The sequence below is a fragment of the Ruegeria sp. BC5 genome (assembly GCF_056539205.1).
Window position 1 is genome coordinate 96,867 of the sequence record NZ_JBQFUN010000003.1, and the last position, 23,833, is coordinate 120,699.

Here is a 23,833-nt window from a genome sequence, read left to right on the forward strand (position 1 = left end):
TGAAATTTGTCGACACGCGCGACGTAAGCGACACATTTTCTAAGGATCAAATATCAACGGAGACAAGTCAGACATCCGAGAGTCCGGCGCGACCCAGCCCAAAATTGCATCCCGAATTGCCGCAGCCCGGGTCGGACCGATGACTGGCGTTGCGAATTCCGAGTACTTGGTGATCACTTCTTCGCGGCTGATGGGGGCCTCGGGACCGCCTCGGGCGTGGACATCTCCAGAGTCGAAAATCTGCCCATCTGAGGTTTCGATACTGACATCGGCCCAACGCCCCTTGGGGAAGCGGGCATTGTGACGATCACTCTCGGCCACGTGAATACGGGGTATCAGCGCGGCCACTGCCGGGTCAGAAAGACCGGAACCGGAAATATGCTCGACCCCGATCCGACCGTAAAGCGCCTGCACGGCCACCGCGAAAGGCAACGAATACTGTGCCTGAGAGGTCGTGCCGGGCATTCCGGCATACAGGCAAGCACCCTGATGGAATGTGTTGATCTGAATAGACCGGATTTGCGCATGAGACAGGTCATTGTCCCGCATTACCGCCCGGACACCGTCGATTGCGGCATGGGCCCAACGGCAGATTGGGTAGGGTTTCACGTATTGATGCTCGACTTGCCAAAACTGGCCTAGATCGGCCCAATGAGGCGCGGCGGTTTCTGCCTCGATCGTGATGGCGGGGGCACCGGTAAAGCCACGTTCGGCCAGAATAGCGGCTGAAACTCCGACAAGCGCACCCCAACCCGATCCGTCATGCAGCATCGTGGGGTTGGCAATCTCGCGCATCATCTGACTGCGGGGACCGTGATATTCGGCGATACCCATTGCCTGCCGCATCTGATCCTGCGAATGGCCGCGCAGACGGGCGGCCATCGCGACTACGCCTAACGCGTTCCATGCACCTGACGTATGGTAGTCACTGACCGAGGCATGCAGCGACAACCCCGCGCGCCCGGCAATTTCATAGCCTGTGATCACCGTCGCCAGTGCTTCGGGGCCCGTCAGATCCGGGCGATGGGCGGCCATGGCGACCAGTGCGGGCAAAACCACAACACCTATATGCCCCTTGGTCGGGTTATAACCGTCATGCCCATCCAGGTTATCCGTCTGGGTCGCCGCCGCATAAGCCGCCCCAGCCATGCTGACCGGACGCCCGTCGAACATCATCCGGGCGCTGTAGTCCGGATCAGAGCTGCCATAGAGCAGAGCCGCCGTGTCGCGTGCGATCACCCCGGCCTCCATCGGGCCAGAGGCGATCAGGATGCCCATCGTATCCAGCATCATCAGCGCAGCCGCTTCCTTGGCGCTGTCGGGCATCTGATCGGCAGATCGGTTCAGGGCAAAATCTGCAACGCGGGCGAAGGTTCCAGTCATGAGACGCCTTCGGCGACCGGCTGAATATCACGCAACTTGTGACCATTGGGATCGAAAGGCGGTTCCGAGAGGATTCTGGCGCTGTGCGGCTTACCCAGAATGTAGATTTCGACCGTATCGCCGGGTCCGGCCACCTTGGGGTCGGCATACCCAACGGCCAGGGACTTGCCCACCGAATAGCCATAGGCACCCGAGGTCACCCGGCCCACAGGCGTACCATCTGGCATGAATATCGGCTCACCTCCGGTGGCATCAGCGTCAACGGCATCAACCTCAAAGATCGAAAGCATTTCGCGGGCAGAATTATCTTTGATGGACAGATAGGCGTCTTTGTTCAGGAAATCCTTGTCCAGTTTGATCAGGCCGGCCAACCCGACCTCTTGCGGCCAGTATTCCTGAGAATACTCCCGTCCCCACGAGCCGTAGCCTTTTTCGATGCGCAGCGATCCCAACGCGCGACCGCCAACCGGGCCACCGTTCAACTCTTTCGCCGCATTCAAAAGCGCGGAATAGAGCCTGATTTGATCGGATTCGGCGCAGTGTAGCTCCCACCCTAGATCACCGGTGAACGAAACGCGGATGGCCAGACAGGTCACCCCGGCCACTTCGATGGTCTGGGACCGCATAAAGCGGAACGCTTCGTTCGAAAGGTCCGCGTTGGTCAGCCGTTGCAGCAGATCGCGCGATTTTGGACCGGCCACGTTGAAGCCCGCAATCCGATTGGTGGCAACCTCGAACGTGGTGCCTTCGGGCAGATCGACCATGTTGAAAAAGCGCTGATGATAGCGTTCCGCCATGCCAGAGCCGATCATCATGTATTCGTCCTCGGCCACCTTGGTGATAGTGAAATCACCGGCCACGCCACCGCGAACCGAGATCAGTGGCGTCAGGCAGGACCGTCCCACTGCAGTCGGCACCCGATTGGCCACCAGACGATCCAGCCAGTCATACGCGCCCGGCCCTTTGACCACGTAATTGGCAAAGTTCGAGATATCGATGACGCCCACATGATCGCGCAGCATCTGCACTTCGCGGCCAACTGGCTCCCACCAATTCTGGCGAGTGAAGCCGTTGGTTTCAGTCGCCCCGGGGTGATCTGCGAACCAAAGCGGGTGTTCCCAACCACAGTTCAGTCCAAAGACGCAGCCCATATCTTTCTGCATCTCGTAAGCGGGGCGCACACGGGCGGGACGGCCAGCGCTGCGTTCTTCGTTCGGGAAATGGATGGCAAATCGATGGGTATAGACATCTTCGACCCGCGCCTTGGTGAATTTCTTATCGGCCCAGTCGCCGAACCGCGCCAGATCCCAGGCGAACATGTCATATTGCGGCTCGCCCTCGACCATCCATTGCGCCGCCAACAGCCCGAGGCCACCGGATTGCGAGAAGCCGGGGATGATACCGGTACAGCAGAAATAGTTCTTCAGTTCTGGCACCGGCCCCCAGATCGCGTTGCTGTCCGGCGACCAGATCATCGGGCCGTTGATCACCCGTTTGACCCCGGCTGTTGCCGCCACCGGCACACGTTCGGTAGCGCGGATCACGTTCTCCATGATCCGATCCAGATCGTCGGGGAACAGGTCATGCGCGAAGTCCAGCGGCGTGCCGTTTTCGGCCCAGAACCGCATGTCTTTCTCATAGGCTCCGATCAGCAGGCCGTTTCCTTCCTGACGGAAATAATACTCACCATCCCGATCGGCGATCGAGGGCAGGCGACGGCCCAGTTCCGCAACCTCGTCAATCGCCTCGGTCACGAAATACTGGTGCTCGGTCGGTTGCAGCGGCAGTTCGATCCCGGCCAGAGCCGCGACTTCTCGCCCCCACAGACCCCCGGCATTGACCACCCATTGCGTGTGGATATCACCCTTTTCGGTGCGCACGATCCACGAGCCATCAGATTTCTGTTCAGTCCCTATTACAGGGCAAAACCGCTCAATCGTTGCCCCCATCGCGCGCGCCCCTGCGGCGTAGGCGTGGGTCACACCCGACGGATCGACGTTGCCGCCATCGGGTTCAAACATGATACAGCGGATATCGTCGAACTGCGCCAGCGGATGCAGTTCCATCGCCTGTTCGCAGCTGATCTCATAGAAGTTCAGGCCGTAGAATTTTGCCTTGGCCTCTTGCAGGCGCAGCTGGTGTTCGCGGTCCTCGGTCTGCGCCAGATACAGCGAGCCCGACTGGAACACGCCGCAGCCCTGTCCGGTTTCCTTTTCCAGTTCTTTATACAGGTTCATCGTATAATGCTGGATGCGGGTGATGTTGTTGTTGTCGTGCAGCCCATGAATATTCGCCGCCGCATGCCAGGTCGAACCCGAGGTCAGCTCATCCCGCTCCAGCAGCACCGCGTCAGTCCAGCCGAGCTTGGCCAGATGATAAAGGATCGAGCAGCCGACAAGACCTCCTCCGATCACAACGGCCTGGGCGTGGGTTTTCATGGGTGTGACCTCCTGCTGGCGGGCGCATGAACCGCACCCTGTCAGGAAAGTCAGCCACAGGTCAAAAGTGGCTTATGCTCTGTTCCCGACGCGAAATGTCGGGAACAGAGTATTCTCGGTATGAATAATTTTCACGCAGAGATGAGTTAATACGGTGCCTCGACATCGTTCATTGAAACATAAACCGTCTTCATCTCGCTGAAATGGTTGATCGCCAGTTTCGAATTCTCACGTCCGACACCCGACATTTTCGACCCGCCAAACGGTGCCTCGACCGGAGCAAGGTTGTAGGTGTTGATATAACAGGTGCCCGCCTCGAACCCGGCCACAATGCGGTGGGCGCGGGTCAGGTCGTTGGTGAACACACCGGCGGCCAAGCCGAATTCTGTGTCGTTGGCGCGGGCCAGTACCTCTTCCTCGGTGTCGAAATCCAACACCGACATGACCGGGCCAAAGATTTCTTCGCGCGCGATGGTCATATCATCGGTGACATCGGCAAAAACAGTAGGCTGCATATAGAACCCGTCACCTTCGATGCGCTCACCGCCAAAGACCAGCCGTGCGCCCTCGGCCTTGCCCTTTTTGATATAACCCAGCGCGATGTTCATCTGGTTTTCGCTGACCATGGGGCCGAAATTGACCTCTTCATCCAGCGGATCGCCGATTTTCGCCGTTGCCAAACGTTCGGACAGACGGTTCAGGAAGGTCTCTTTGATGCCTTTCTGCACGAACACGCGGGTGCCGTTGGAACAGACCTGACCTGAGGAATAGAAATTGCCCAAAATCGCACCCGACACGGCGTTTTCGATATCGGCGTCATCGAACACGATCATTGGGGACTTGCCGCCCAATTCCATGGTCACGTGTTTCATGCCATCCGCCGCGGCGGCATAGACCTTGCGGCCCGTCGGAACGGAGCCGGTCAGCGATACTTTGGCCACGCGCGGGTCGGTCACCAGTGACGCACCTACATCGCCATAGCCCTGCACCACGTTGTAGACGCCTTTGGGCGCGCCGGCTTCGATCAGAATCTCGGCCACCTTCAAGGCCGACAGGGGCGTGGTCTCAGAGGGTTTGAACACCATCGTATTGCCGCAGGCAAGCGCAGGGGCACCCTTCCAGCAAGCGATCTGGGTCGGATAGTTCCACGCACCGATTCCGACGCAGACACCCAGCGCCTCGCGGATGGTGTAGACGAAATCGCCACCGCCCAGCGGGATATGCTCACCCGTCAGCGACGCCGTCAGCCCACCGAAATATTCCAGCGCATCCGCGCCACTGGTTGCATCGGCCACCAAGGTCTCTTGCAGTGGTTTTCCGGTGTCGTGGGTTTCGAGGATCGACAGCTCACGATTACGCTCACGCATGACATCGGCGGCGCGGCGCAGAACCCGGCCACGTTCAGTTCCGGACATCGCGGCCCATTCCGCTTGCGCCGCTTTGGCACTGATTAGAGCCTGATTTACAATCTCTGGCGTGGCGGAATGCAACCGCGCGATGACCTCGCCAGTGGCCGGGTAGATGACGTCGATGGGGGCGCCATTGGTGTCTTCGACATATTCACCGTTGATGAAATGGCTGGCCTTGGGCTGAAACTTCATGCCGCGTCCTTTTCTTGATTGCACCCACGTCGGGCAAAGAGCGTTATCCGCGGATTTAGCTTTTATTGATTGGTCAGTCAATAAAAGCCGTAACAGGCAACATCCCGCCGAGTCGCAGCCCCCTCTCTTGAAATTAAAAGTTAATGTTCCATTTATGTTCTACATAGTCAGGGGAACATCCGATGACCCAGAACTTGCGAAATTCCGCCCCAAGCGGCCCGACAAACGACTATCACCTGCTGCCCGTCACGGACCGGCAGATGCGCTTTGCCCGCGCTATTGCGGAACAGTCGGCGCTGGAAATCCCGGTCGAAGCACAACGCGACCGCCGATCAATGTCAGCCTGGATTTCGGCACATAAACCACACGACCCGTCACCTTTTGCCAACTACCCCAGCGGCAAGCAGGTCGCCTTTGCCGAACGGATTTCGCGCAGCAAACGCAGGCCAATCCCGTCTGAGTGTTTTCGCGACAAATACGCAATGTCCCAGTGGATCGACCACAACAAGTGACCGTTCAGTTCTGGCTGTGTCCGCGCGCGTAAATGCCCACGGCCGCCGCTACGAACAGGCCCAGCAGGATATACCCAGTGATCGCCTCAGCCACGGCCAGCCCGCGGCACAGGCCTGCGGGATGCAGGTCTCCGAACCCAACCGTCGTGAATGTGACATATGAGAAATACAAAACGTCTGACGGCCCTTTGGCCCCGACCACACACAGATCGTTATACCCGAACGAGCCGTAAACGGCTGCGAACAAGAAAGGCACGACCTGAATAAAGGATATCCCCATTAGCAACAGCTGGCGCTTTGGGGATTTCACCTGGGTCATGTAGTACCAGGTCTGCGACACCAGCCAGATCGTCAACCCTACGGTAGTTGCAGTCCCTATTTTGTCGCCAGCAGTGGTCTCGCTCAGCCGCGACAGGCCATACCAGGCAACAAAGCTGACGACCACCAGACCCAGGGCCGCGACCAAGGTCGATTTCCACTCATCCAGAGTTGTCGGGTCGCGGTGCATTAAACCTCCGATACGGTGATGCAGGTTCAATGATCGACATTCCGACCCGCGCCTGCAACCTTATTTATCAGAGAGTTAGTCGGCGCCCAGATGCTCTTGCCCGCGCTGACGCGCCAGACCGATCTGCTTCTGCCGCTCACGGAACCGCATTTTGTCGGCTTCAGAGGTTTCGTCAACACACCGGTGGCAGGACACGCCATGCTCGTATTCAGGGCGCTTCATATCCTCGGGCAGAATCGGACGGCGGCAACCGTGGCACAGGTTATGCGGCCCCTCGACCAGCCCGTGCCCAACGGACACACGGTTGTCGAACACAAAGCACTCGCCCTGCCAGGTGCTGTCATCAGCTGGCATTTCTTCAAGATAGCGCAGGATGCCGCCCTTCAGGTGATACACATCCTCAACCCCCTGCCCCAGCAGGAAGTTGGTGGATTTCTCACAGCGAATACCACCGGTGCAGAACATGGCGACGCGCTTGTTGTGGAACCGCTCTTTGTTCTCTTCCCACCAAGCCGGGAACTCACGGAAACTGGCCGTTTCAGGGTCTATTGCGCCCTCAAACGTGCCAATCGCCACCTCATAATCGTTGCGGGTGTCGATCACCACCACGTCGTCCGAGCGGATCAGATCGTTCCAATCCTCAGGCTCGACATAGTTGCCGACACGGGCGCGCGGATCGATATCCGGCTGCCCCATGGTCACGATCTCTTTTTTCAAGCGCACCTTCATCTTGCCAAAAGGCGGGTGATCGGCGGTGGCCTCTTTCCAGTCCAGATCGGCACAGCCGGGCAGCGCTTTGATATGCGCCAGCACCGCATCGATCCCAGCGCGGGGGCCGGCAATAGTGCCATTGATCCCCTCTTGCGCCAGCAGCAATGTGCCTTTGACAGATTGCGTACGGCACAGGTCCAACAAAGGCGCGCGCAGGGCAGCGTGATCCTGGAAACGGGTGAAGTGATAGAGAGCAGCGATGGTATACATGCGCGCGGTCTAAACCTGACGCAACAGAGTCGCAAGGGATCGAATTGACGCTTCGCAGCCAGATTGACGATTGGGCCTGCGCGCCCTACCGATAGAGCAACCTAAGGAGAAACCGCGATGACCCACGCCCTGCTTGTGATCGACGTCCAGAACGATTTCTGCCCCGGCGGCGCGCTGGCCGTACCCGGAGGGGATGAGATCGTGGCCCCGATCAACGCCATGATGGACGAATTCGATGCCGTGATCCTGACGCAGGACTGGCATCCGGCGGGTCATTCGTCCTTCGCCGGGTCGCATGACGACAAGAACCCGTTTGACATGACGGAAATGCACTACGGCCCGCAGGTACTTTGGCCGGATCACTGCGTTCAGGGAACCGAGGGCGCCAATTTCCATCCGGATCTGAACACCCATGCGGATCTTGTCCTTCGCAAGGGCTTTCGTAGCGGTATCGACAGCTACTCGGCGTTTTTCGAAAATGACCAGAAAACACCAACAGGGTTGGAGGGGTATCTTAAGTCGCGCGGAATCACGAAACTGACGCTCGTCGGCTTGGCCACTGATTTTTGTGTGTACTATTCCGCAATCGACGCAGCACGTCTGGGTTTTGACGTCACGGTCCGAATGGATGCGTGCCGAGCTATCGATATGGATGGATCACTGGCCGCTGCTGAAACCGCAATGCGGGAAGCCGGCGTTATCCTGGCCTAGGGGGCAGACCCCTCGGACGCCAGGTATCTCAGCACGACAATCACAACCACGGCCAGACCAAGCGCAAACCCGATACGCCCCTGAACCGAGCGTCGTTTTGGTTTGACCACATCAGGCGCTTGAGGGCTTGGCGTCAATTCCTGCAACTCGCGCGTGGCATTTGCCCGGGGGCGTGCCCGCCTTACGTCGTCCAGGAAATGCCAAAAGTCGAAATCACCACAATATTCCCCCTGAACACCCATATTGCGGATATTCGAAAACAGCCGTTTCAGGATGCGTTCACGATCCGGTGCATCTTCGGACAGGAAATAACCATGTGGAAGGCTGCCACCCTTGGATTCCAGGCTGAAGCCCGATTCCAGAAAAATACGACGAATCTTGGGGGATGCACTGTGCAAGGCCTCAACAGTCTGAGTATTGCGAAAGGTCGCGCGAACGGCGCGGTGGCCCGTCACGGCAGCCATGCCATGTTCCGGATCCACTTCATCAGGCGCAATCGCTACAATATCAAAGTCGTACTCGAGACCCATTCACCAACTAAACCTTGTTCTTCCAACCCCTTCTTTTCACTAACCAATGAAAAGATTACACAATATGCTCGATTTGTGACCTCACCTTGTCATTGTCTTCAATCTAGCGACTCTTGCCAATTCATGCACCTATTGATCTAACAATAGAAATCGCAGGAGTTCTGCCATGGTCGATATTGCGACGCGCGTGTACAATCATAAATGGAAGATTGACCCGATTGTACGGTCTTTAATCGACACAGACTTCTACAAACTGCTGATGTGCCAGTCAGTGTTTCGAAATAAGCCCCAAACGGATGTGGTTTTTTCGCTGATCAACCGGTCGAATCACATTCCACTGGCCAAATTGATCGATGAGGGTGAGCTGCGCGAACAGCTGGATCACATCCGGTCGCTGAGCCTCAGCCGGGGTGAAAGCACCTGGCTGCGCGGCAATATGTTCTATGGGAAACGGCAGATGTTCCGCTCGGATTTCATGGAGTGGTTCGAGAATCTGCGCCTGCCGCCCTACCACCTTGAGCGCAAAGGCGATCAGTACGAACTGACCTTCGAGGGCAAATGGCACGAGGTCATGCTGTGGGAAATCCCGGCGCTTGCGGTGCTGATGGAGCTGCGATCCCGGGCCGTTCTGAACAATATGCGCCGGTTCGAACTGCAGGTGCTTTATGCCCGTGCTATGACCCGCGTTTGGGAAAAAATCGATCAATTGCGCAGCATCGATGGGCTGGGCATTGCTGATTTCGGCACCCGTCGGCGGCATTCCTTCCTGTGGCAGGACTGGTGCGTGCAGGCGATGATCGAAGGGCTGGGGCCCGCGTTTACCGGCACCTCGAACTGCCTGATCGCGATGCGACGCGAGGTTGAGGCGATCGGCACCAATGCCCATGAACTGCCCATGGTCTATTCCGCGCTGGCGGAATCCGACACCGAACTGGCGCAGGCCCCCTATGACGTCCTCAGCGACTGGCACGAGGAACATGACGGCAATCTGCGCATCATCCTGCCCGACACCTATGGCACGCAGGGCTTTCTGGACAATGCGCCGGATTGGCTGGCGGGATGGACCGGTATTCGTGTCGACAGCGGAGATCCGGCAACAGGTGCCGAGATTGCCATCAACTGGTGGAAATCGCGCGGTGAGGACCCGCTGCAAAAGCGGGTAATCTTCTCGGACGGGCTGGACGTAGACAAAATCCACGAACTACACAGCCAGTTCGCTCATCGCACGAAGGTCTCGTTTGGTTGGGGCACCTTGCTGACCAATGATTTCCGTGGGCTGGTCCCACAAGACGCGCTGGCACCGTTCTCGCTGGTCTGCAAGGCGGTGTCCGCCAATGGCCGAGCAACCGTGAAACTGTCCGACAACCCGGAAAAAGCGATGGGCCCTAAGGATGAGATCGAGCGCTATAAGCGCGTCTTCGGTGTGGGTGCACAACAGTCGATCGAAGTGATTGTTTAGACCCTAACCATGGTAAGCCGCTACTGTTTTCACCTGCGAGAACCCAAACAGCGCCTCGAACCCCTTTTCGCGGCCATGACCGGACTTGCCGACACCGCCAAACGGCAACTCTACCCCGCCCCCCGCACCATAGTTGTTGATGAACACCTGTCCCGAACGCAGCTGTTTCGCCAACCGCATCTGCCGCGCACCGTCGCGGGTCCAGATGCTGGCAACCAACCCGTATTCGGTGGCGTTGGCGATCTGAACCGCCTCCTCCTCGGTTTCAAAGGGGATCAGAACCTGCACCGGTCCAAAAATTTCATCCCGAGCCAGAAGGTGATCTGACGGGACATCGGCAAAAAGGGTTGGCTGCACATATGCCCCCTCGCCGGGTGCATGATCTACGATACGCCCTTGTCCTGCGATGTTGAGGTCGGCGCCTTTGGCTAAATACCCCTCGACGATCTGTTTCTGACGGGCCGAGATCAGGGGGCCGACCCGCAAATCTTCGGGTGCTGGACCAACAGTCAGATCGGCATAGGCGGCTGCCATGCGGGTTTTGACCTGCTCATACACCCCACGCTGCACCAGAATACGGGACGAGGCCGAGCAGGTCTGCCCGGCATTCTGAATACCCGCGTTCACCAGAAACGGCAGTGCGGCATCAAGATCGGCATCGTCAAATACCAGCTGGGGCGATTTACCACCCAGTTCTAGCGTCACCGGCACCACGTTGCGCCCCGCCGCCTGTTGCACCAGCGCGCCGGTGGCAACTGACCCTGTGAATGAGATATGCTGCACGCCTGGATGCGCAGACAATGCCGCCCCGGCCTCGGCCCCCAACCCCGGCACCACGTTCAGCGCTCCGGCAGGTAGGCCCGCCTGTTGCGCCAGATGGGCAAAGGCAAGCGCGGTCAAACACGCCTCTTCCGCTGGCTTCAGCACGCAGGCGTTGCCCATCGCCAAAGCTGCCCCGACAGAGCGGCCAATGATCTGCATCGGATAGTTCCACGGCACTATATGTCCGGTCACCCCGTGCGGTTCGCGCAGCGTGTACACGGTGTAGCCGTCCAGATAGGGGATCGTCTCGCCCATCACCTTGTCCGCCGCGCCGCCGTAGAATTCGCAGTAACGCGCCAACGCCACGGCATCCGCACGGGCCTGTGTCAGCGGTTTTCCTACATCCATCGCCTCAAGCTGCGCCAAGTCCTCTGCGCGCTCCAAAACCAGTTGGCCAAGTCGGATCAGGACGCGGCCGCGCTCCAACGCCGTCTTTCGCCCCCAATCCCCATCCAACGCCGTTTGGGCGGCCTGCACAGCGGCATCTATATCTGGTGCATTCGCGCGAGCAATCCGGCAGATCTCGGATCCGTCAGACGGATTGATCATCGAAATCGTCTGCTGTGACGCAGGCGCGACCCAATCACCGCCGATCAGGCAAAGGCCGGGATTGAACCAGAGAGAATTGGGCATTTTGGCCTCCATATCGACTCTAACAAAGGAATTACGCGACATTTACACCGATACCGGGCAAGACCGGTGCGGCATCGATCAGGGTCCGAGTGTAAGCGTGCCGCGGGGAAGAGAATACCTGTTCGGTCTCACCCTGTTCAACAATTCTTCCTGCCTGCATCACCATCACCCGGTCGGTGATCGTGCGCACAACGCTTAGGTCGTGGCTGATGAACAGATATGTCAGATTGTATGTGGCGCACAGTTCGGCCAGCAGGTCCAGAATCTGCGCCCGGACTGATACATCCAAGGCCGAGACCGCCTCATCAAACAGGATCAGATCCGGGCGGATGATCAGTGCGCGGGCGATGGCGATCCGCTGTCGTTGCCCGCCCGAGAATTCATGGATGTATTTGTTCGCATCATCCGGGCTGAGGCCCACGGCGGTCAGCATTTCGGCGATACGGTCTTGCCGCTCTGTGCCGGTGGGCGGGTTGTCCAACGGGTGAAACGGCTCGGTGATCAGGCGGGCGACGCGGTGGCGCGGGTTGAAACTGCCATAGGGGTCCTGAAACACCACCTGCATCTTACGTCGCACAACGGGGTTCGGCTTGTGACCGGCAAAGACAGGCTGGTTGTCCAGTAAAATTTCACCGCTCTGCACGTCCTCCAAACCCAAAATTGCCCGTGTTAGGGTCGATTTTCCACAACCAGATTCTCCGACCAGGCCCAACCGCTCACCCCGGTGCAGGGTAAAGCTGACTTCATCGACCGCGCGGTGGTGATCCGGTCTGCTGAACAGACCTTTTCGCGGCAAGCTATAGTCGCGCACCACATTTCTCACCTCTAGCAATGGCAGGGACTCGGGCGGTTCAGGCAGCGAAACCTGATGCCCCGAGGCCTGAAACAGCTTCCGTGTATAGGGGTGCTGCATATTGTGCAGCAGGTCAGTGGTTGCACCGCTTTCGACCACCTCTCTATGGCGCATCACGACAATCTGGTCGGCCATGTCTGCCACCACCGCCAGATCGTGCGTGATCATCAGCAGCCCCATGCCATATTCGCGCGCCAGTCCTTTGAGCAGGTCGAGTATCTGCGCCTGCGTCGTCACATCCAGCGCGGTTGTCGGCTCATCCGCAATCAGCAGCTTGGGGCGCAGCGCGATAGCCATGGCGATCACGACACGCTGCCGTTGACCGCCGGACAATTCATGCGGGTATTGCGACAGCGGGAAACGGTCAGGTGGCAGGCCAACGCGGCTCAGAACCTCGTGTGCACGGGCCCGCGCCTTGGTGCGCGACATGGCCTTGTGGACCAGAATGGTTTCGATCACCTGATCGCCAATGGTTTTGACCGGGTTCAAGGCGGTCATGGGTTCCTGAAACACCATCCCAATCTCGGCCCCGCGCAGGGCGCACATTTCGCGTTCAGACTGTTTCAGCAGATTCTGACGTCCCAGCCAGATCGCACCTTCTGTCTTTGCGCCATTTGGCAGCAATTGCATCACGGCCAGCGCGGTCATCGACTTGCCCGAGCCACTTTCACCGGTCACGGCAACAATTTGTCCGGCACCAATACACAAGCTGACCCGCTTCAGAATCTCGGTCTCATGGATGGTCAGAGAAAGGTTTTCGATCTCCAGCAAGCTCATGCGCGCGTGACTCGTATTCTGGGATCAAGCCAATCGCGCAACCCATCGCCTAACAGGTTCAGTCCCAGCACAGTGACAATAATCGCCAGCCCCGGAATCAGAGCCAAATGCGGGGCAAAACTGACCATTGTCTGCGCATCGGCCAGCATTCGACCCCAACTGGGTGTGGGCGGCTGCGCACCCAGACCGACATAAGACAAGCCCGCTTCGGCCAGGATACCCAGAGAGAACTGAATGGTCCCCTGAACTATCAGCAGATTCGCAATATTGGGCAGAATATGTTCCGCCGATATCCGCGCCGCGCCTTTGCCCGCGACACGCGCGGCCAGAATGAACTCGCGTTCCCATAGGGACAAGGCCGCGCCACGGGTGATGCGGGCGAAGACGGGAATGTTGAAAATACCGATCGCGATGATCGCGTTGATCGCGCCTGCTCCGAACACCGCTGTGATCAGAATGGCGATGACTAGCGAGGGGAAGGCAAAGACCAGATCGTTGCCGCGCATGATCACCTCATCCGACCATGATCCTTTACGCGCTGCTGCAGCCAGGCCAAGCGGCACGCCCAGCACCATGCCAATCCCCACCGCCACCAGTGCCACAGCGATGGACGTGCGAGCCCCCACCATGATCATCGAGAACATGTCGCGCCCGAAATGATCTGTGCCGAACCAATGCTGTGCATTAGGCGGCTCCAGCTTGTTGGGGATATCCAGCGCCGCATAATCATACGGCGTCCAGACAAAAGACATAAGCGCCGCCAGCAAGACCAACGAGGACAATACTGAACCAAGAAGCAGGTTGCGGCTCATGTCCGGCCCCTTAGCCTTGGGTCCACGGCGGCATAGGCGAGATCGACCAGAAAATTCACGGTGATGACAGCAAAGACAAGCAGCATGACCACCGATTCCACCACGACCAAATCGCGGGCCGAGATCGCCTGAAACACTAGCCGCCCGAGTCCGGGCAGATAAAACACCTGCTCGATAATGATCGACCCCGCCAACAGAAACGAGAACTGCAGCCCGATGATGGTCAGAACCGGGATAAGCGCGTTGCGCACACCGTGCCGCCACATTGCTTGACGGCGTGACAATCCCTTGGCGCGGGCAGTGCGCATGAAATCTTCGCCCAGTATATCCAGCAGCGAAGACCGCATGACCCGCGCCAAGATCGCCGCCTGCGGCAAGGCCAGCGCAATGGCTGGCAATGTCAGAGAATGCAGGCCGGTCCAGACGCCTTTGTCCCAACCCGCAAAACCTCCGGCGTTGAACCAGCGAAGGTTGATGGCAAAGATCAGCACCAGCATCATCGCGAACCAGAAATTCGGCACCGCGATGCCCAGCTGCGTCGCCCCCATCACCGTCAGATCCCCCGGCTTACCTCGGCGGGCGGCGGCGTAAATCCCGGCAGGGAAGGCAATCAGGGTCGATAAGGTCAGTGCATAAAGCGCCAGCGGCAAGGACACCCACAACCGATCCGCAATCATCTGCGACACCGGTGTGCGATACGTGTAAGAGGTCCCGAAATCCCCCACCACCATGCCGCCAACCCAGTTGAAATATCGTTGGATCTTGGACCCGTCCAATCCCAGCTCGGTCCGCAATGCGGCCAGCGTGTCCTCTTGCGCGTTGACGCCCAGCATGAACGAGGCCGGATCACCCGGCGCCACTTCGATCACGGCGAAGATAACCACTGAAGCAACCACAAGGCTGATCAGCAAAGATATCAGTCGTTTGAGGGCAAAGCGCAGCATTGAAGCCACGTTAGGATCACATATCGCGCGGGTCCAGCACCTAAGGCACCAACAGATAGGCAAAAACCGCGTAAGCGACGATGGCTGCATAGCCCAGCGGGTAAATCCACTTGATTGCGTAATTGTCCAGTTTTCTGGCCCCATCCTCACGCCCGGACACTTTCAGTTTGCGCAAGGCCACGTTGAACACGATCAGCGCCCCCGTCATCAGGAACATGCATTGAAGGATGAAATCCAGAAAGGTCAGATACCCCAGCTTGGGCAGATCGGCCGAAATCGCCCAGTTGAAGGCCACGAAGACCAGCAGATTGCCCCCGGCAATCTCGATCCGGCGGCGGTATTCGTCGAGGAAAAACAGTGCCCAGCCCACCGAGACCAGAACCAGCATCGGCAGGAACACCCGGATCACATAATAGGTCAGGTGCCGCTTTCCTTCGAACGCCAGCGCCACCTGATCGCTGTCCCGACCAGACAGGCCGATGACCGTTGAATGCAGAATCTGTGGGTTGTCCAGTATCCATTCTTCCTCGCCAAGCAGATCACCCAGGCCGGAGTGATCTTCCAGCGGATAGTAAGTCACGTATTCAGATGGAAAGATTGAAACGACCTCGAAAAAGAACTCCTGCGTGTCGAACGGGTACTTGCGGAAGTCGAAATGCGGGGCCTGCAATGTCAGCGAGGATTTCTCGACATAGACCACATGCCCGTCATAGTGCAGCGAGGCCGCGGCTTCGTGTATCCATTTGTTGGATTGCTGGTTGTGAATGACAAAGGCCGGAACCACCGCCCCAATATCCGAGGTATGTTTGGCCAGCGTCCTCGGATTGAAAACCTGAAACTCGCGGCCGACCTCTTCGCGGTCGAAGGCCAGGGCCGGGTCGGTCCATTCGACACGCAGAACGACAACGGCACCATAGTTCTCTGCCTTTTGATCTACGCTGGTGACCTGATCTATCCGGATACCGATCCCCACCTTCAGCGGGTTTTCCGGCGTGCCAACCAACGCCGCAAGCCCGCCATCCAGCACGTTTTGCGCCTGCGACTTGTCGCCCAGCACACAGAAGCAGGCAGTCACAGCAACAAAACACAAAAATCGGACCAGGTTCATTTTCGGGCTCATTCGGGAACAGGCAATCCGGGGCCGGATACAGCCCCGGATCAGATTATTCGGACCAACTGATCTGGGTCAGGTCGATGGCAGCTGTTGGCGCGTTCTTCCACAGGCCCTGAACACCGGCCTTGGCGACCCCCAGCTTGGCCAACTGGAACAGGTATCCGTTGACATAATCCGTGGCGATCAGGCGCTGCATATCGCCCAGCAGTTTTTTACGCTCATCCGGGTCGGTGGTGGCGTTCAATGTCTCCATCAGTGTCTGGGCATCCAGACTGTCATACTGAAAATAATAATCGGGGCGGGCATAGATGCCGATATCCATAGGCTCGGTATGGCTGATGATGGTCAGACCGTAATCCTTGCCCTTGAACACCGATTCCAGCCACTGCGCCCATTCCACATTGATGATCTCGGCCTTGATGCCAACCTCGGCGAGTTGTGCGGCAATGATCTCGCCCCCGCGCCTTGCATATGAGGGCGGCGGCAAGTGCAAGGTGGTTTCAAACCCGTCTGCGTACCCCGCATCGGCCAGCAGCTTGGCGGCCTCTTTCGGGTCATGAGCCGAGTTGCCGGTCAGATCGACATAAGCCGGGTTATGCGGTGCGAAATGGGTACCGATGGGCGTGCCGTAGCCGAACATCGCCCCGTCAATGACCGCCTGCCGGTCGATGGCATGGGCCAGCGCCTGCCGTACGCGGATATCATCGAACGGAGGTTTCTTGTTGTTGGTCGACAGGATGGTTTCCCCTTCGGTCGACCCCACCAGCACCTGAAAGCGCGGGTCAGCCTCGAATTGAGGCAGGTTTTCGGGTGCGGGGAAGTTGTCGAAGACGTCCACATCTTCGGCCATCACCGCGGCAAAGGCGGCAGTGGGATCCGAGATGAATTTGAACGTAGCAGTCTCTAACGCAGGTTGTTCGCCCCAATAGTTGGGGTTCCGGTTTAGCGTGATGCTATCGCCCTGCACCCAGTCACCAAAGGTAAAGGCACCGGTCCCCACCGGGTTGGTCTTGATGTTGTCGATGCTTTCGGGCGCGACGATCACCGCATCCCCCCAAGCCATGTTGAACAGAAAATTGCCGTTCGGCTCGGACAGGGTGACCTTTACGGTCAGCGGATCCACAACCTCAACGCTTTCGATGCCTGCAAACAGCGCCTTTTGCGCATTGGCACTGTCTTCGGCCGTGGCGCGGTCGAGGCTGAATTTGACGTCCTCAGCATCCATGACGGTGCCGTCATGAAAGGTCACCCCGTCACGCAGCTTGAATGTATAGACAGTGCCGTCCTCGGAAATTTCCCAGCTTTCGGCCAGGCCGGGCACGACCGAGCCGTCACCCATAAAGCGGGTCAGACCCTCGAAGATATTTGTGTAAACAACCGAATCAATGGCCTGCGCGGCGGCGCTGGTCGGGTCCAGGTGTGGCGGCTCCAACTGCATCGCAATCGTAATGTCCGATTTGGCCAAAGCCTGCGAGGCAAACAGGCTGGCGCCCACCGCCAGAGCCGACGCAATACTCCGAAACATCTGCTTTGTCATGAAAAACTCTCCCTGTTTGAATCCTTGGAACCGGCTGTTTTACAGGCTTTTCTGCACTCAATGTCCCTTTAAACCTCGGGTCAATCAAGGAAATGTTCGCGCAACCGGGGTTTCTATAACCTTGTGCAATCTGCTATGCCGCACTGCAACATGAACCCCGCAGGAGCGATCATGAGCGCCACCGCCCGCAAAACAGCCCCGAATGCCGAGGACATCCGTGCCCGCAAAGGCAGCACACCATTGGTCAGTTTGACCGCCTATACCACACCGATGGCACGGCTGATGGATGCCCATTGCGACTTTGTTCTGGTCGGCGACAGCGTCGGCATGGTGCTGCATGGGCTGACCTCGACCCTGGGTGTGACGATGGAGATGATGGTGATGCATGGTCAGGCCGTTGCGCGCGGTCTGGACAGGGCGATGATGGTTATCGATATGCCCTTTGCCAGTTACGAACACGACCCGGCCCATGCCTTCAAGAATGCCGCTCGCCTGATGGCCGAAACCGGCGCAGGTGCGGTCAAGCTGGAAGGCGGCGTCGAAATGGCCGAGACCATCCGCTTTCTGGTCAAGCGCGGTATCCCGGTGATGGCGCATATCGGCCTGACGCCACAATCGATCAACACGCTGGGCGGCTACAAGGTGCAGGGTCGCGACGAACAGGCGAAGGCCGTGCTGGCCGATGCCCATGCCGTGGCCGAGGCTGGTGCATTTTCCGTTGTGCTTGAGAAGGTACCGCAAGGCCTGGCTGATCAGATCACCGCCGAGGTCGCGATTCCGACCATCGGCATTGGCGCCTCAGCCGGTTGTGATGGGCAGATTCTGGTCGTGGACGACATGGTGGGCTTTTTCACCGCGTTCAAACCGAAATTTGTCAAACGCTATGCCGAACTGGGTCCGCAAGCCGAGGCCGCCATCGCGGAATATGCCTCCGATGTGCGCGCCCGCAGCTTTCCAGCGGATGAACATGTCTTTGCCGATCAGGCTCCGGCCAAAGGACCTAAGACATGACCGCACCCATTCTGCGCCGCCTAAGTGATTTGCGCGCGCTGACGACCAAATGGCGCGGCAACGGCGAGACGATCGGTGTCGTCCCCACCATGGGCGCGCTGCATCAGGGGCACTTGTCTCTGGCCGAAGCCGCCAAGGCCGGAACCGACCGGGTGATCGTTACGGTTTTTGTGAACCCCAAACAGTTTAACAACCCCGACGATCTGGCCAATTACCCGCGGACCGAGAACGAAGATGCGCAGAAACTGGCCCCTTACGGTGTCGACGCGATCTATGTCCCCGATCCCGAGGAGATCTATCCGCGGGGCTTCGCCACCACCGTATCAGTCGCCGGTTTGACCGATGTGATGGAGGGTGAATTCCGCCCCGGCCATTTTGACGGCGTCGCCACTGTGGTCGCTAAGCTGTTCCTGCAAACGCAGGCAGATCGAGCCTATTTCGGGGAAAAAGACTATCAACAATTGATGATCGTCCGCCGCATGGCCCGCGATCTGGACATCCCCATCGAGGTGATCGGCTGCCCCACGGTGCGCGAACCCTCGGGGTTGGCGATGTCATCGCGCAACCTCCTCCTCTCGCCCGAGGGGTTGAACATTGCGGCCAACAAGCACCGGATCATGCAGGGTGTGGTCCAGTCGCTGAAAGCAGGGGCCGCGTTTGAAACTGTGGCCGCGCGGGCCGAGTCTGATCTGCTGGCGGCAGGCTTCACTCAAGTTGAATATATTCAACTGCGCTGCGCCGACACACTGGACCCGCTGACCCATGCCACACGGCCCGCTCGGCTGTTTGCGGCGGCTTGGGCGGATGGCGTGCGGCTGATCGACAATATTCCTGTCTGAACGCTCTGGCACGATCGTCATTGTTTGCGCTAAAGTCCGGCAAAACCAGACCGGAGGGGGGCGCAGGCGTGACCTATATTCTTGCCATTGATCAGGGCACCACATCATCGCGGGCCATTTTGTTCGACGCGGATATGCAGCGCGTAGGCACCGCGCAGCACGAATTCACCCAGCATTTCCCGCAGGAAGGCTGGGTCGAGCACGACGCCGAAGAAATCTGGGAGAGCGTTCTGCGTGTCTGCCGCGAAGTGATGGAAACCACTGGCGTCACCGCCGACCAGATCGCAGGCATCGGCATCACCAACCAGCGCGAAACCACTGTGGTCTGGGACCGCGCCACCGGTCAACCACTCCACAACGCCATCGTCTGGCAGGACCGCCGCACCGCCGAGATTTGCGCGCGCTACAAACGGGCGGGGTGCGAAGATGACGTGACCGCCCAGACCGGGTTGTTGCTGGACCCCTATTTCTCGGGCACCAAGGTTAAATGGCTGCTGGACACCGTGCCCGGCGCACGCGACCGCGCCGAGGCCGGAGAGTTGATGTTCGGCACCATCGACTGTTTCCTGATATGGCGTCTGACCGAGGGGCGCAGCCATACCACCGACGCCACGAATGCTGCACGCACCCTGTTGTTCGACATCAACAAAGGCGCGTGGAGTGCCGAGATTTGCGATCTGCTGGACGTGCCGATGAACATGCTGCCAGAGGTAAACGATTGCGCCTCGGATTTCGGAAATACGACCCTATTTGGGGGAAGTATCCCGATTCTAGGCGTGGCGGGGGATCAGCAGGCTGCCACTATCGGGCAGGCCTGTTTCCAGCCCGGAATGATGAAATCGACCTATGGCACGGGGTGTTTTGCGCTTTTGAACACCGGAGACAAACCGGTTGAATCGAAGAACCGCCTGCTGACCACCATCGCTTATCAGTTGGACGGTAAGCGGACCTATGCGCTGGAGGGATCGATCTTTGTCGCTGGGGCCGCTGTGCAATGGCTGCGCGATGCGCTGCAGATCATCGAATCGGCCCCCGAAAGCGGCGAGTTGGCGCAACAAGCCGATCCGAACCAGCATGTCGTGTTGGTCCCCGCCTTTACGGGCCTCGGCGCGCCCTATTGGAAACCTGATTGCCGTGGCGCGATATTTGGCCTGACCCGTAATTCCGGCCGCGCGGAATTCGCCAAGGCCACGCTGGAAAGCATCGCCTATCAAACGCGCGACCTGTGGCACGCCATGCAGGGCGACTGGGGCGCGGACACCGATGTCACCCTGCGCGTGGATGGCGGTGCCAGCGCCTCGGACTGGGCGATGCAGGGGCTGTCGGACTATCTGGGGGCCGAGGTCGACCGCCCGGTGATGCAGGAAACCACGGCATTAGGGGCGGCCTGGCTGGCCGGCATGCGCGCCGGTGTTTATCCGGACCAACAGGGTTTTTCCGAAACCTGGGCACTGGATCGTCGGTTTGAACCGGAATTGTCCGCCCAAGAACGCGACGCCGCCTATGATCGCTGGAAACGCGCGGTTGAGGCCGCGATGGCCTTCTAGCTGTGATCCTTCATCAGCCGCTGTTTCTGCCGTGACCAGTCCCGCTTGGCCTGAGTCTCACGCTTGTCGTGCAGCTTTTTACCTTTGGCGATGCCGATCTTCAGCTTCGCCTGGCCCTTGTGGTTGAAATACAAAACCAGCGGCACCAGCGTCATGCCCTTGCGCTGGGTCGCATTCCACAGATTCGACAACTCTTTGCGCGACACCAGCAGCTTGCGGCGGCGGCGTTCTTCGTGCTTGAAAACCTTCGCCTGCTCATAAGGCGCGATATAGCTGTTGATCAGCCACAGCTCGCCATCCTCGACCGAAGCATAGCTTTCGGCAATGTTTGACCCACCAACGCGCAGGGATTTGACCTCGGACCCTTCCAGCACGATGCCGCACTCGATATCGTCCTCGATCGCGTAATCGAAGCGCGCACGCCGGTTTTCGGCGATAACTTTGTAATTCGGGTCTGTCTTTTGCTTGGCCATGACGCGTTGATTTAGGCGGCTTGGGCGGCCCTTGCAAGCCGTTGCGGTCAGGACGTGGCCGAGATGATCAGATCAGGACCGAAAATAGTGTCGGCGTGACTGTGCAGATAGATCTTCAGCCACGGCGTGAACCGCTGCGGATGTCGTTGCACTTCAGCCAGCAGATCATGGTAGTCGATCCACCGGATATCCATGACTTCGTCTGGATTAGGCTCGATTTTAAGCGGCCCACGAACATGAGCCAGAAAGATATCGACCACTTCGTGTTCGATCATGTTGTTGCCAACATCGGCGTGATATTCCAGCCGGTGCCGGTATTCCGGGTACAAGCCGGTGATCCCCAGCTCTTCGCGCAAACGACGCACGGCACATTCCGAGGGCGTCTCGCCCCAATCGGGATGGGTGCAGCAGGTATTCGCCCACAGGCCCGGCGTATGGTATTTGCCCAAAGCCCGGCGTTGCATCAAGATCTCGGTGCCGCGCACGACAAAGACCGACACTGCCTTGTGCCGCAGGCCCTTTTCATGCGCCTCAAGCTTGTCCACGGGGGTCAACTCACCATCAACCCAGGCCGGGATCATGATTCCCATCTGTCGTCTCCTGCTGCCGATCCGCCAGGGCGGCGGGATGTATGGAATTGGCTGCCGCCGGACCGGCTTGGCTTTGCGAAGTCATGCAAGGGCATGATGAACCGCGTATCCCCAAGGTGACCTTGATCCAAGCTGTTATCAATCGCACGAAAGGCCGCAGGGGGCTGCGGCCTTTTGCAATCTTTCGAATGGTCTGGTTTTTCAGACGTTATTCGCCCGAGACACTGACGATATAGGCATAGACGTCTTCGCCGCCCTTCTTCAACTTGAAGGTCATTTTCGACTTGGCCGATGTCTCACCCAGGTAATCTTTCAAAAACGCCTTGGGATCCTGCGCGTATTCGACAAATGTGGCTTCATCCCAGACCAGACCGTTTTCACCAGCCTCAACGATGCTGTCTCCGTATTTGAACCCTTCGACGGTTCCGGCGGTGCGGCCCGCGATACCGTATAGGTTCGGACCGGTCTTACCGCCCTTGACGATGACTTCACCGGCCGGGTCAGCGATTTGATGGCAGGATTTGCATTTATTGAAGGCCTTCTTGCCCGCCTCGGCGTCACCTTCCGCATAGGCAGGAAGGGCCAGCAGGCCGACAATTGCGGTAGCGAGGATACGATTCATGAGTTTTGCTCCGATACGAATTGGCTGCACCGAATGGACCGTCGGCGCAAAAAAGAGTCAACGCGCAGATTGCCGCGCGAGGGTAATGTGCCCTGCGGCATAAAGACAGTCCTTAACTTTTGTCATGTGGTGCGGTCCAACAGGGCAATAGATCGCCCGCTGCCGGGGTCGCCAAGTAAATAGCCCGCGCAATAGCTCGTGCCAGACAGACCGAGGCCGCATGTCCGATCAGCCCCAAGCCGGCTTCGGCGTCGATGGTCTGCGCGCCAGTGCTGACCGCAAAGACCAGATCTCCGTCCCCTGGTGTGTGTGCCGGCAGAATGGCGCGGGCAATGCCATCATGTGCTGCCACTGCCAGTCGCTGGCACTGCGATTTCGACAAGGCAGCATCCGTGGCCACAATAGCGATTGTCGTGTTGCCCTTATCCGGCTCGGCAAGCCGCATCGCCTGCGCCTTGAGGCTGGGAGCAGGAAAGCCAAGACCGGCACTTGAATCAGATCCTAAACCGCCAAATTCGTCTCCAAACTCGAACGGCGCTGCCCAGAAATGGCGGTCGCCGGGTGTTGTCACACTGCCCAACGGGTTGGCCGCAACCAGGGCACCGACGGTCACCCCATTGTCCAGAACCAATGAGGCGGACCCGAGCCCCCCCTTGTGCCGCGCCGCCAAAGCGCCGGTTCCGGCCCCCGCTGTGCCTAACGCAAAATCCACATCTGCGTCGTCAAAAGCCGCTCGTCCCAGCGCGCGATATGGGTTTTCAACCCAATCCTTGTCTCCGCCGTTCAACAAATCAAACAGGATCGCTCCGGGCACAATGGGCACCACGGTATCGCCCACTGGATACCCCCTGCCCCGCGACCGCAATGCATCCGAGACGCCAGAACAGGCATCCAGTCCAAAGGCCGACCCACCGGACAAAGTAATTGCATCCACTTGCGAGACCGATTTATCCGGCGCCAGCAGATCGGTTTCCCGCGTGCCCGGTGCGCCCCCCATCACGTGAACCGAGGCGGTAAAGGCCTGATCTGCCGTCAGGACAGTTGTTCCCGATTTCAACGCAGCGTCCTGCGCATTTCCGACCCTCAGGCCAGGGACATCGGTGATCAGATTACGGGGTCCGGGGATCATGGATGGA

The 23,833-nt window shown here is 58.7% G+C and carries 22 protein-coding genes; 6 read left to right on the forward strand and 16 right to left on the reverse strand.

From position 1 onward, the window contains the following. Positions 1-39: 39 nt before the first annotated feature. The 3 genes from ACR0LY_RS10170 to betB all read right to left on the reverse strand — a co-directional run bounded on the left by ACR0LY_RS10170 (position 40) and on the right by betB (position 5,422). On the reverse strand, positions 40-1,383 hold the full coding sequence (locus tag ACR0LY_RS10170; protein WP_170349739.1) for an MmgE/PrpD family protein: 1,344 nt from the start codon (positions 1,381-1,383) through the stop codon (positions 40-42). Next, on the reverse strand, positions 1,380-3,821 hold the full coding sequence (locus ACR0LY_RS10175; RefSeq protein WP_170349738.1) for a GcvT family protein: 2,442 nt from the start codon (positions 3,819-3,821) through the stop codon (positions 1,380-1,382). The genes ACR0LY_RS10170 and ACR0LY_RS10175 overlap by 4 nt, the downstream gene beginning before the upstream one ends. 146 nt (positions 3,822-3,967) lie before the next feature. Further along, on the reverse strand, positions 3,968-5,422 hold the full coding sequence (betB, locus tag ACR0LY_RS10180) for a betaine-aldehyde dehydrogenase (protein WP_170349737.1): 1,455 nt from the start codon (positions 5,420-5,422) through the stop codon (positions 3,968-3,970). A 182-nt stretch (positions 5,423-5,604) separates the two neighbouring features. On the opposite strand from betB, the gene ACR0LY_RS10185 reads away from it, so the two are divergent. Then, positions 5,605-5,934, forward strand: coding sequence for a hypothetical protein (locus ACR0LY_RS10185; RefSeq protein ID WP_170349736.1), 330 nt, complete (start codon positions 5,605-5,607; stop codon positions 5,932-5,934). Positions 5,935-5,938: 4 nt separating this feature from the next. Here ACR0LY_RS10185 and ACR0LY_RS10190 read toward each other — a convergent pair whose 3' ends face one another. Both ACR0LY_RS10190 and trhO read right to left on the reverse strand, forming a co-directional pair. After that, positions 5,939-6,442, reverse strand: coding sequence for a potassium channel family protein (locus ACR0LY_RS10190; RefSeq protein WP_170349735.1), 504 nt, complete (start codon positions 6,440-6,442; stop codon positions 5,939-5,941). 75 nt (positions 6,443-6,517) lie between these two features. Beyond that, complete coding sequence (gene trhO, locus ACR0LY_RS10195) at positions 6,518-7,423, reverse strand: oxygen-dependent tRNA uridine(34) hydroxylase TrhO (RefSeq protein WP_170349734.1); 906 nt, start codon at positions 7,421-7,423, stop codon at positions 6,518-6,520. Between the two features lie 117 nt (positions 7,424-7,540). Here trhO and pncA point away from each other — a divergent pair, with 117 nt between their 5' ends. Continuing rightward, on the forward strand, positions 7,541-8,134 hold the full coding sequence (gene pncA / locus ACR0LY_RS10200) for a bifunctional nicotinamidase/pyrazinamidase (RefSeq protein WP_170349733.1): 594 nt from the start codon (positions 7,541-7,543) through the stop codon (positions 8,132-8,134). On the opposite strand, the gene ACR0LY_RS10205 is transcribed toward pncA, so the two are convergent. Continuing rightward, the gene (locus ACR0LY_RS10205; protein ID WP_170349732.1) at positions 8,131-8,664 is read right to left on the reverse strand and encodes a hypothetical protein; all 534 of its coding nucleotides are present in this window, start codon (positions 8,662-8,664) and stop codon (positions 8,131-8,133) included. The genes pncA and ACR0LY_RS10205 overlap by 4 nt on opposite strands. 166 nt (positions 8,665-8,830) lie before the next feature. Between ACR0LY_RS10205 and pncB the strand changes: the two genes are divergently transcribed. Further along, on the forward strand, positions 8,831-10,123 hold the full coding sequence (gene pncB, locus ACR0LY_RS10210; RefSeq protein WP_170349731.1) for a nicotinate phosphoribosyltransferase: 1,293 nt from the start codon (positions 8,831-8,833) through the stop codon (positions 10,121-10,123). 3 nt (positions 10,124-10,126) lie between these two features. Here pncB and ACR0LY_RS10215 read toward each other — a convergent pair whose 3' ends face one another. Genes ACR0LY_RS10215 through ACR0LY_RS10240 form a run of 6 tightly spaced genes read right to left on the reverse strand, consistent with a single transcriptional unit; the run spans position 10,127 to position 17,615 of the window. Then, positions 10,127-11,578 (reverse strand): aldehyde dehydrogenase family protein, encoded by a 1,452-nt coding sequence (locus ACR0LY_RS10215; RefSeq protein ID WP_170349730.1) that lies wholly within the window; start codon positions 11,576-11,578, stop codon positions 10,127-10,129. Between the two features lie 31 nt (positions 11,579-11,609). Beyond that, positions 11,610-13,208: an ABC transporter ATP-binding protein gene (locus ACR0LY_RS10220; RefSeq protein WP_170349729.1), complete on the reverse strand. Its 1,599-nt coding sequence runs from the start codon at positions 13,206-13,208 to the stop codon at positions 11,610-11,612. Further along, positions 13,205-14,020: an ABC transporter permease gene (locus ACR0LY_RS10225; RefSeq protein ID WP_170349728.1), complete on the reverse strand. Its 816-nt coding sequence runs from the start codon at positions 14,018-14,020 to the stop codon at positions 13,205-13,207. The genes ACR0LY_RS10220 and ACR0LY_RS10225 overlap by 4 nt, the downstream gene beginning before the upstream one ends. Beyond that, positions 14,017-14,964, reverse strand: coding sequence for an ABC transporter permease (locus tag ACR0LY_RS10230; RefSeq protein ID WP_170349727.1), 948 nt, complete (start codon positions 14,962-14,964; stop codon positions 14,017-14,019). Before ACR0LY_RS10230 ends, ACR0LY_RS10225 begins: the two co-directional genes overlap by 4 nt. Positions 14,965-15,004: 40 nt before the next feature. Continuing rightward, positions 15,005-16,072, reverse strand: a complete 1,068-nt coding sequence (locus ACR0LY_RS10235; protein WP_170349726.1) for a ligand-gated ion channel — start codon at positions 16,070-16,072, stop codon at positions 15,005-15,007. A gap of 55 nt (positions 16,073-16,127) precedes the next feature. Continuing rightward, on the reverse strand, positions 16,128-17,615 hold the full coding sequence (locus ACR0LY_RS10240) for an ABC transporter substrate-binding protein (RefSeq protein ID WP_170349725.1): 1,488 nt from the start codon (positions 17,613-17,615) through the stop codon (positions 16,128-16,130). A 171-nt stretch (positions 17,616-17,786) separates the two neighbouring features. Between ACR0LY_RS10240 and panB the strand changes: the two genes are divergently transcribed. The 3 genes from panB (at position 17,787) to glpK (ending at position 21,012) form a co-directional block, all read left to right on the forward strand. Next, complete coding sequence (gene panB / locus ACR0LY_RS10245; protein ID WP_170349724.1) at positions 17,787-18,626, forward strand: 3-methyl-2-oxobutanoate hydroxymethyltransferase; 840 nt, start codon at positions 17,787-17,789, stop codon at positions 18,624-18,626. Further along, positions 18,623-19,465, forward strand: a complete 843-nt coding sequence (gene panC, locus ACR0LY_RS10250) for a pantoate--beta-alanine ligase (RefSeq protein ID WP_170349723.1) — start codon at positions 18,623-18,625, stop codon at positions 19,463-19,465. The genes panB and panC overlap by 4 nt, the downstream gene beginning before the upstream one ends. Before the next feature lie 68 nt (positions 19,466-19,533). Continuing rightward, a complete protein-coding gene (glpK, locus tag ACR0LY_RS10255; RefSeq protein WP_170349722.1) occupies positions 19,534-21,012 on the forward strand; it encodes a glycerol kinase GlpK in 1,479 nt (492 codons plus the stop codon). On the opposite strand, the gene smpB is transcribed toward glpK, so the two are convergent. From smpB to ACR0LY_RS10275, 4 genes are all read right to left on the reverse strand, one after another. Next, positions 21,009-21,485: an SsrA-binding protein SmpB gene (smpB, locus tag ACR0LY_RS10260; protein ID WP_170349721.1), complete on the reverse strand. Its 477-nt coding sequence runs from the start codon at positions 21,483-21,485 to the stop codon at positions 21,009-21,011. The two genes, glpK and smpB, sit on opposite strands and share 4 nt — an antisense overlap. 47 nt (positions 21,486-21,532) lie before the next feature. Then, positions 21,533-22,075, reverse strand: coding sequence for an isopentenyl-diphosphate Delta-isomerase (idi, locus tag ACR0LY_RS10265; RefSeq protein WP_170349720.1), 543 nt, complete (start codon positions 22,073-22,075; stop codon positions 21,533-21,535). Between the two features lie 208 nt (positions 22,076-22,283). Next, a complete protein-coding gene (locus ACR0LY_RS10270; RefSeq protein WP_170349719.1) occupies positions 22,284-22,697 on the reverse strand; it encodes a c-type cytochrome in 414 nt (137 codons plus the stop codon). 112 nt (positions 22,698-22,809) lie between these two features. After that, complete coding sequence (locus ACR0LY_RS10275) at positions 22,810-23,826, reverse strand: P1 family peptidase (protein ID WP_170349718.1); 1,017 nt, start codon at positions 23,824-23,826, stop codon at positions 22,810-22,812. Positions 23,827-23,833: the final 7 nt, after the last annotated feature.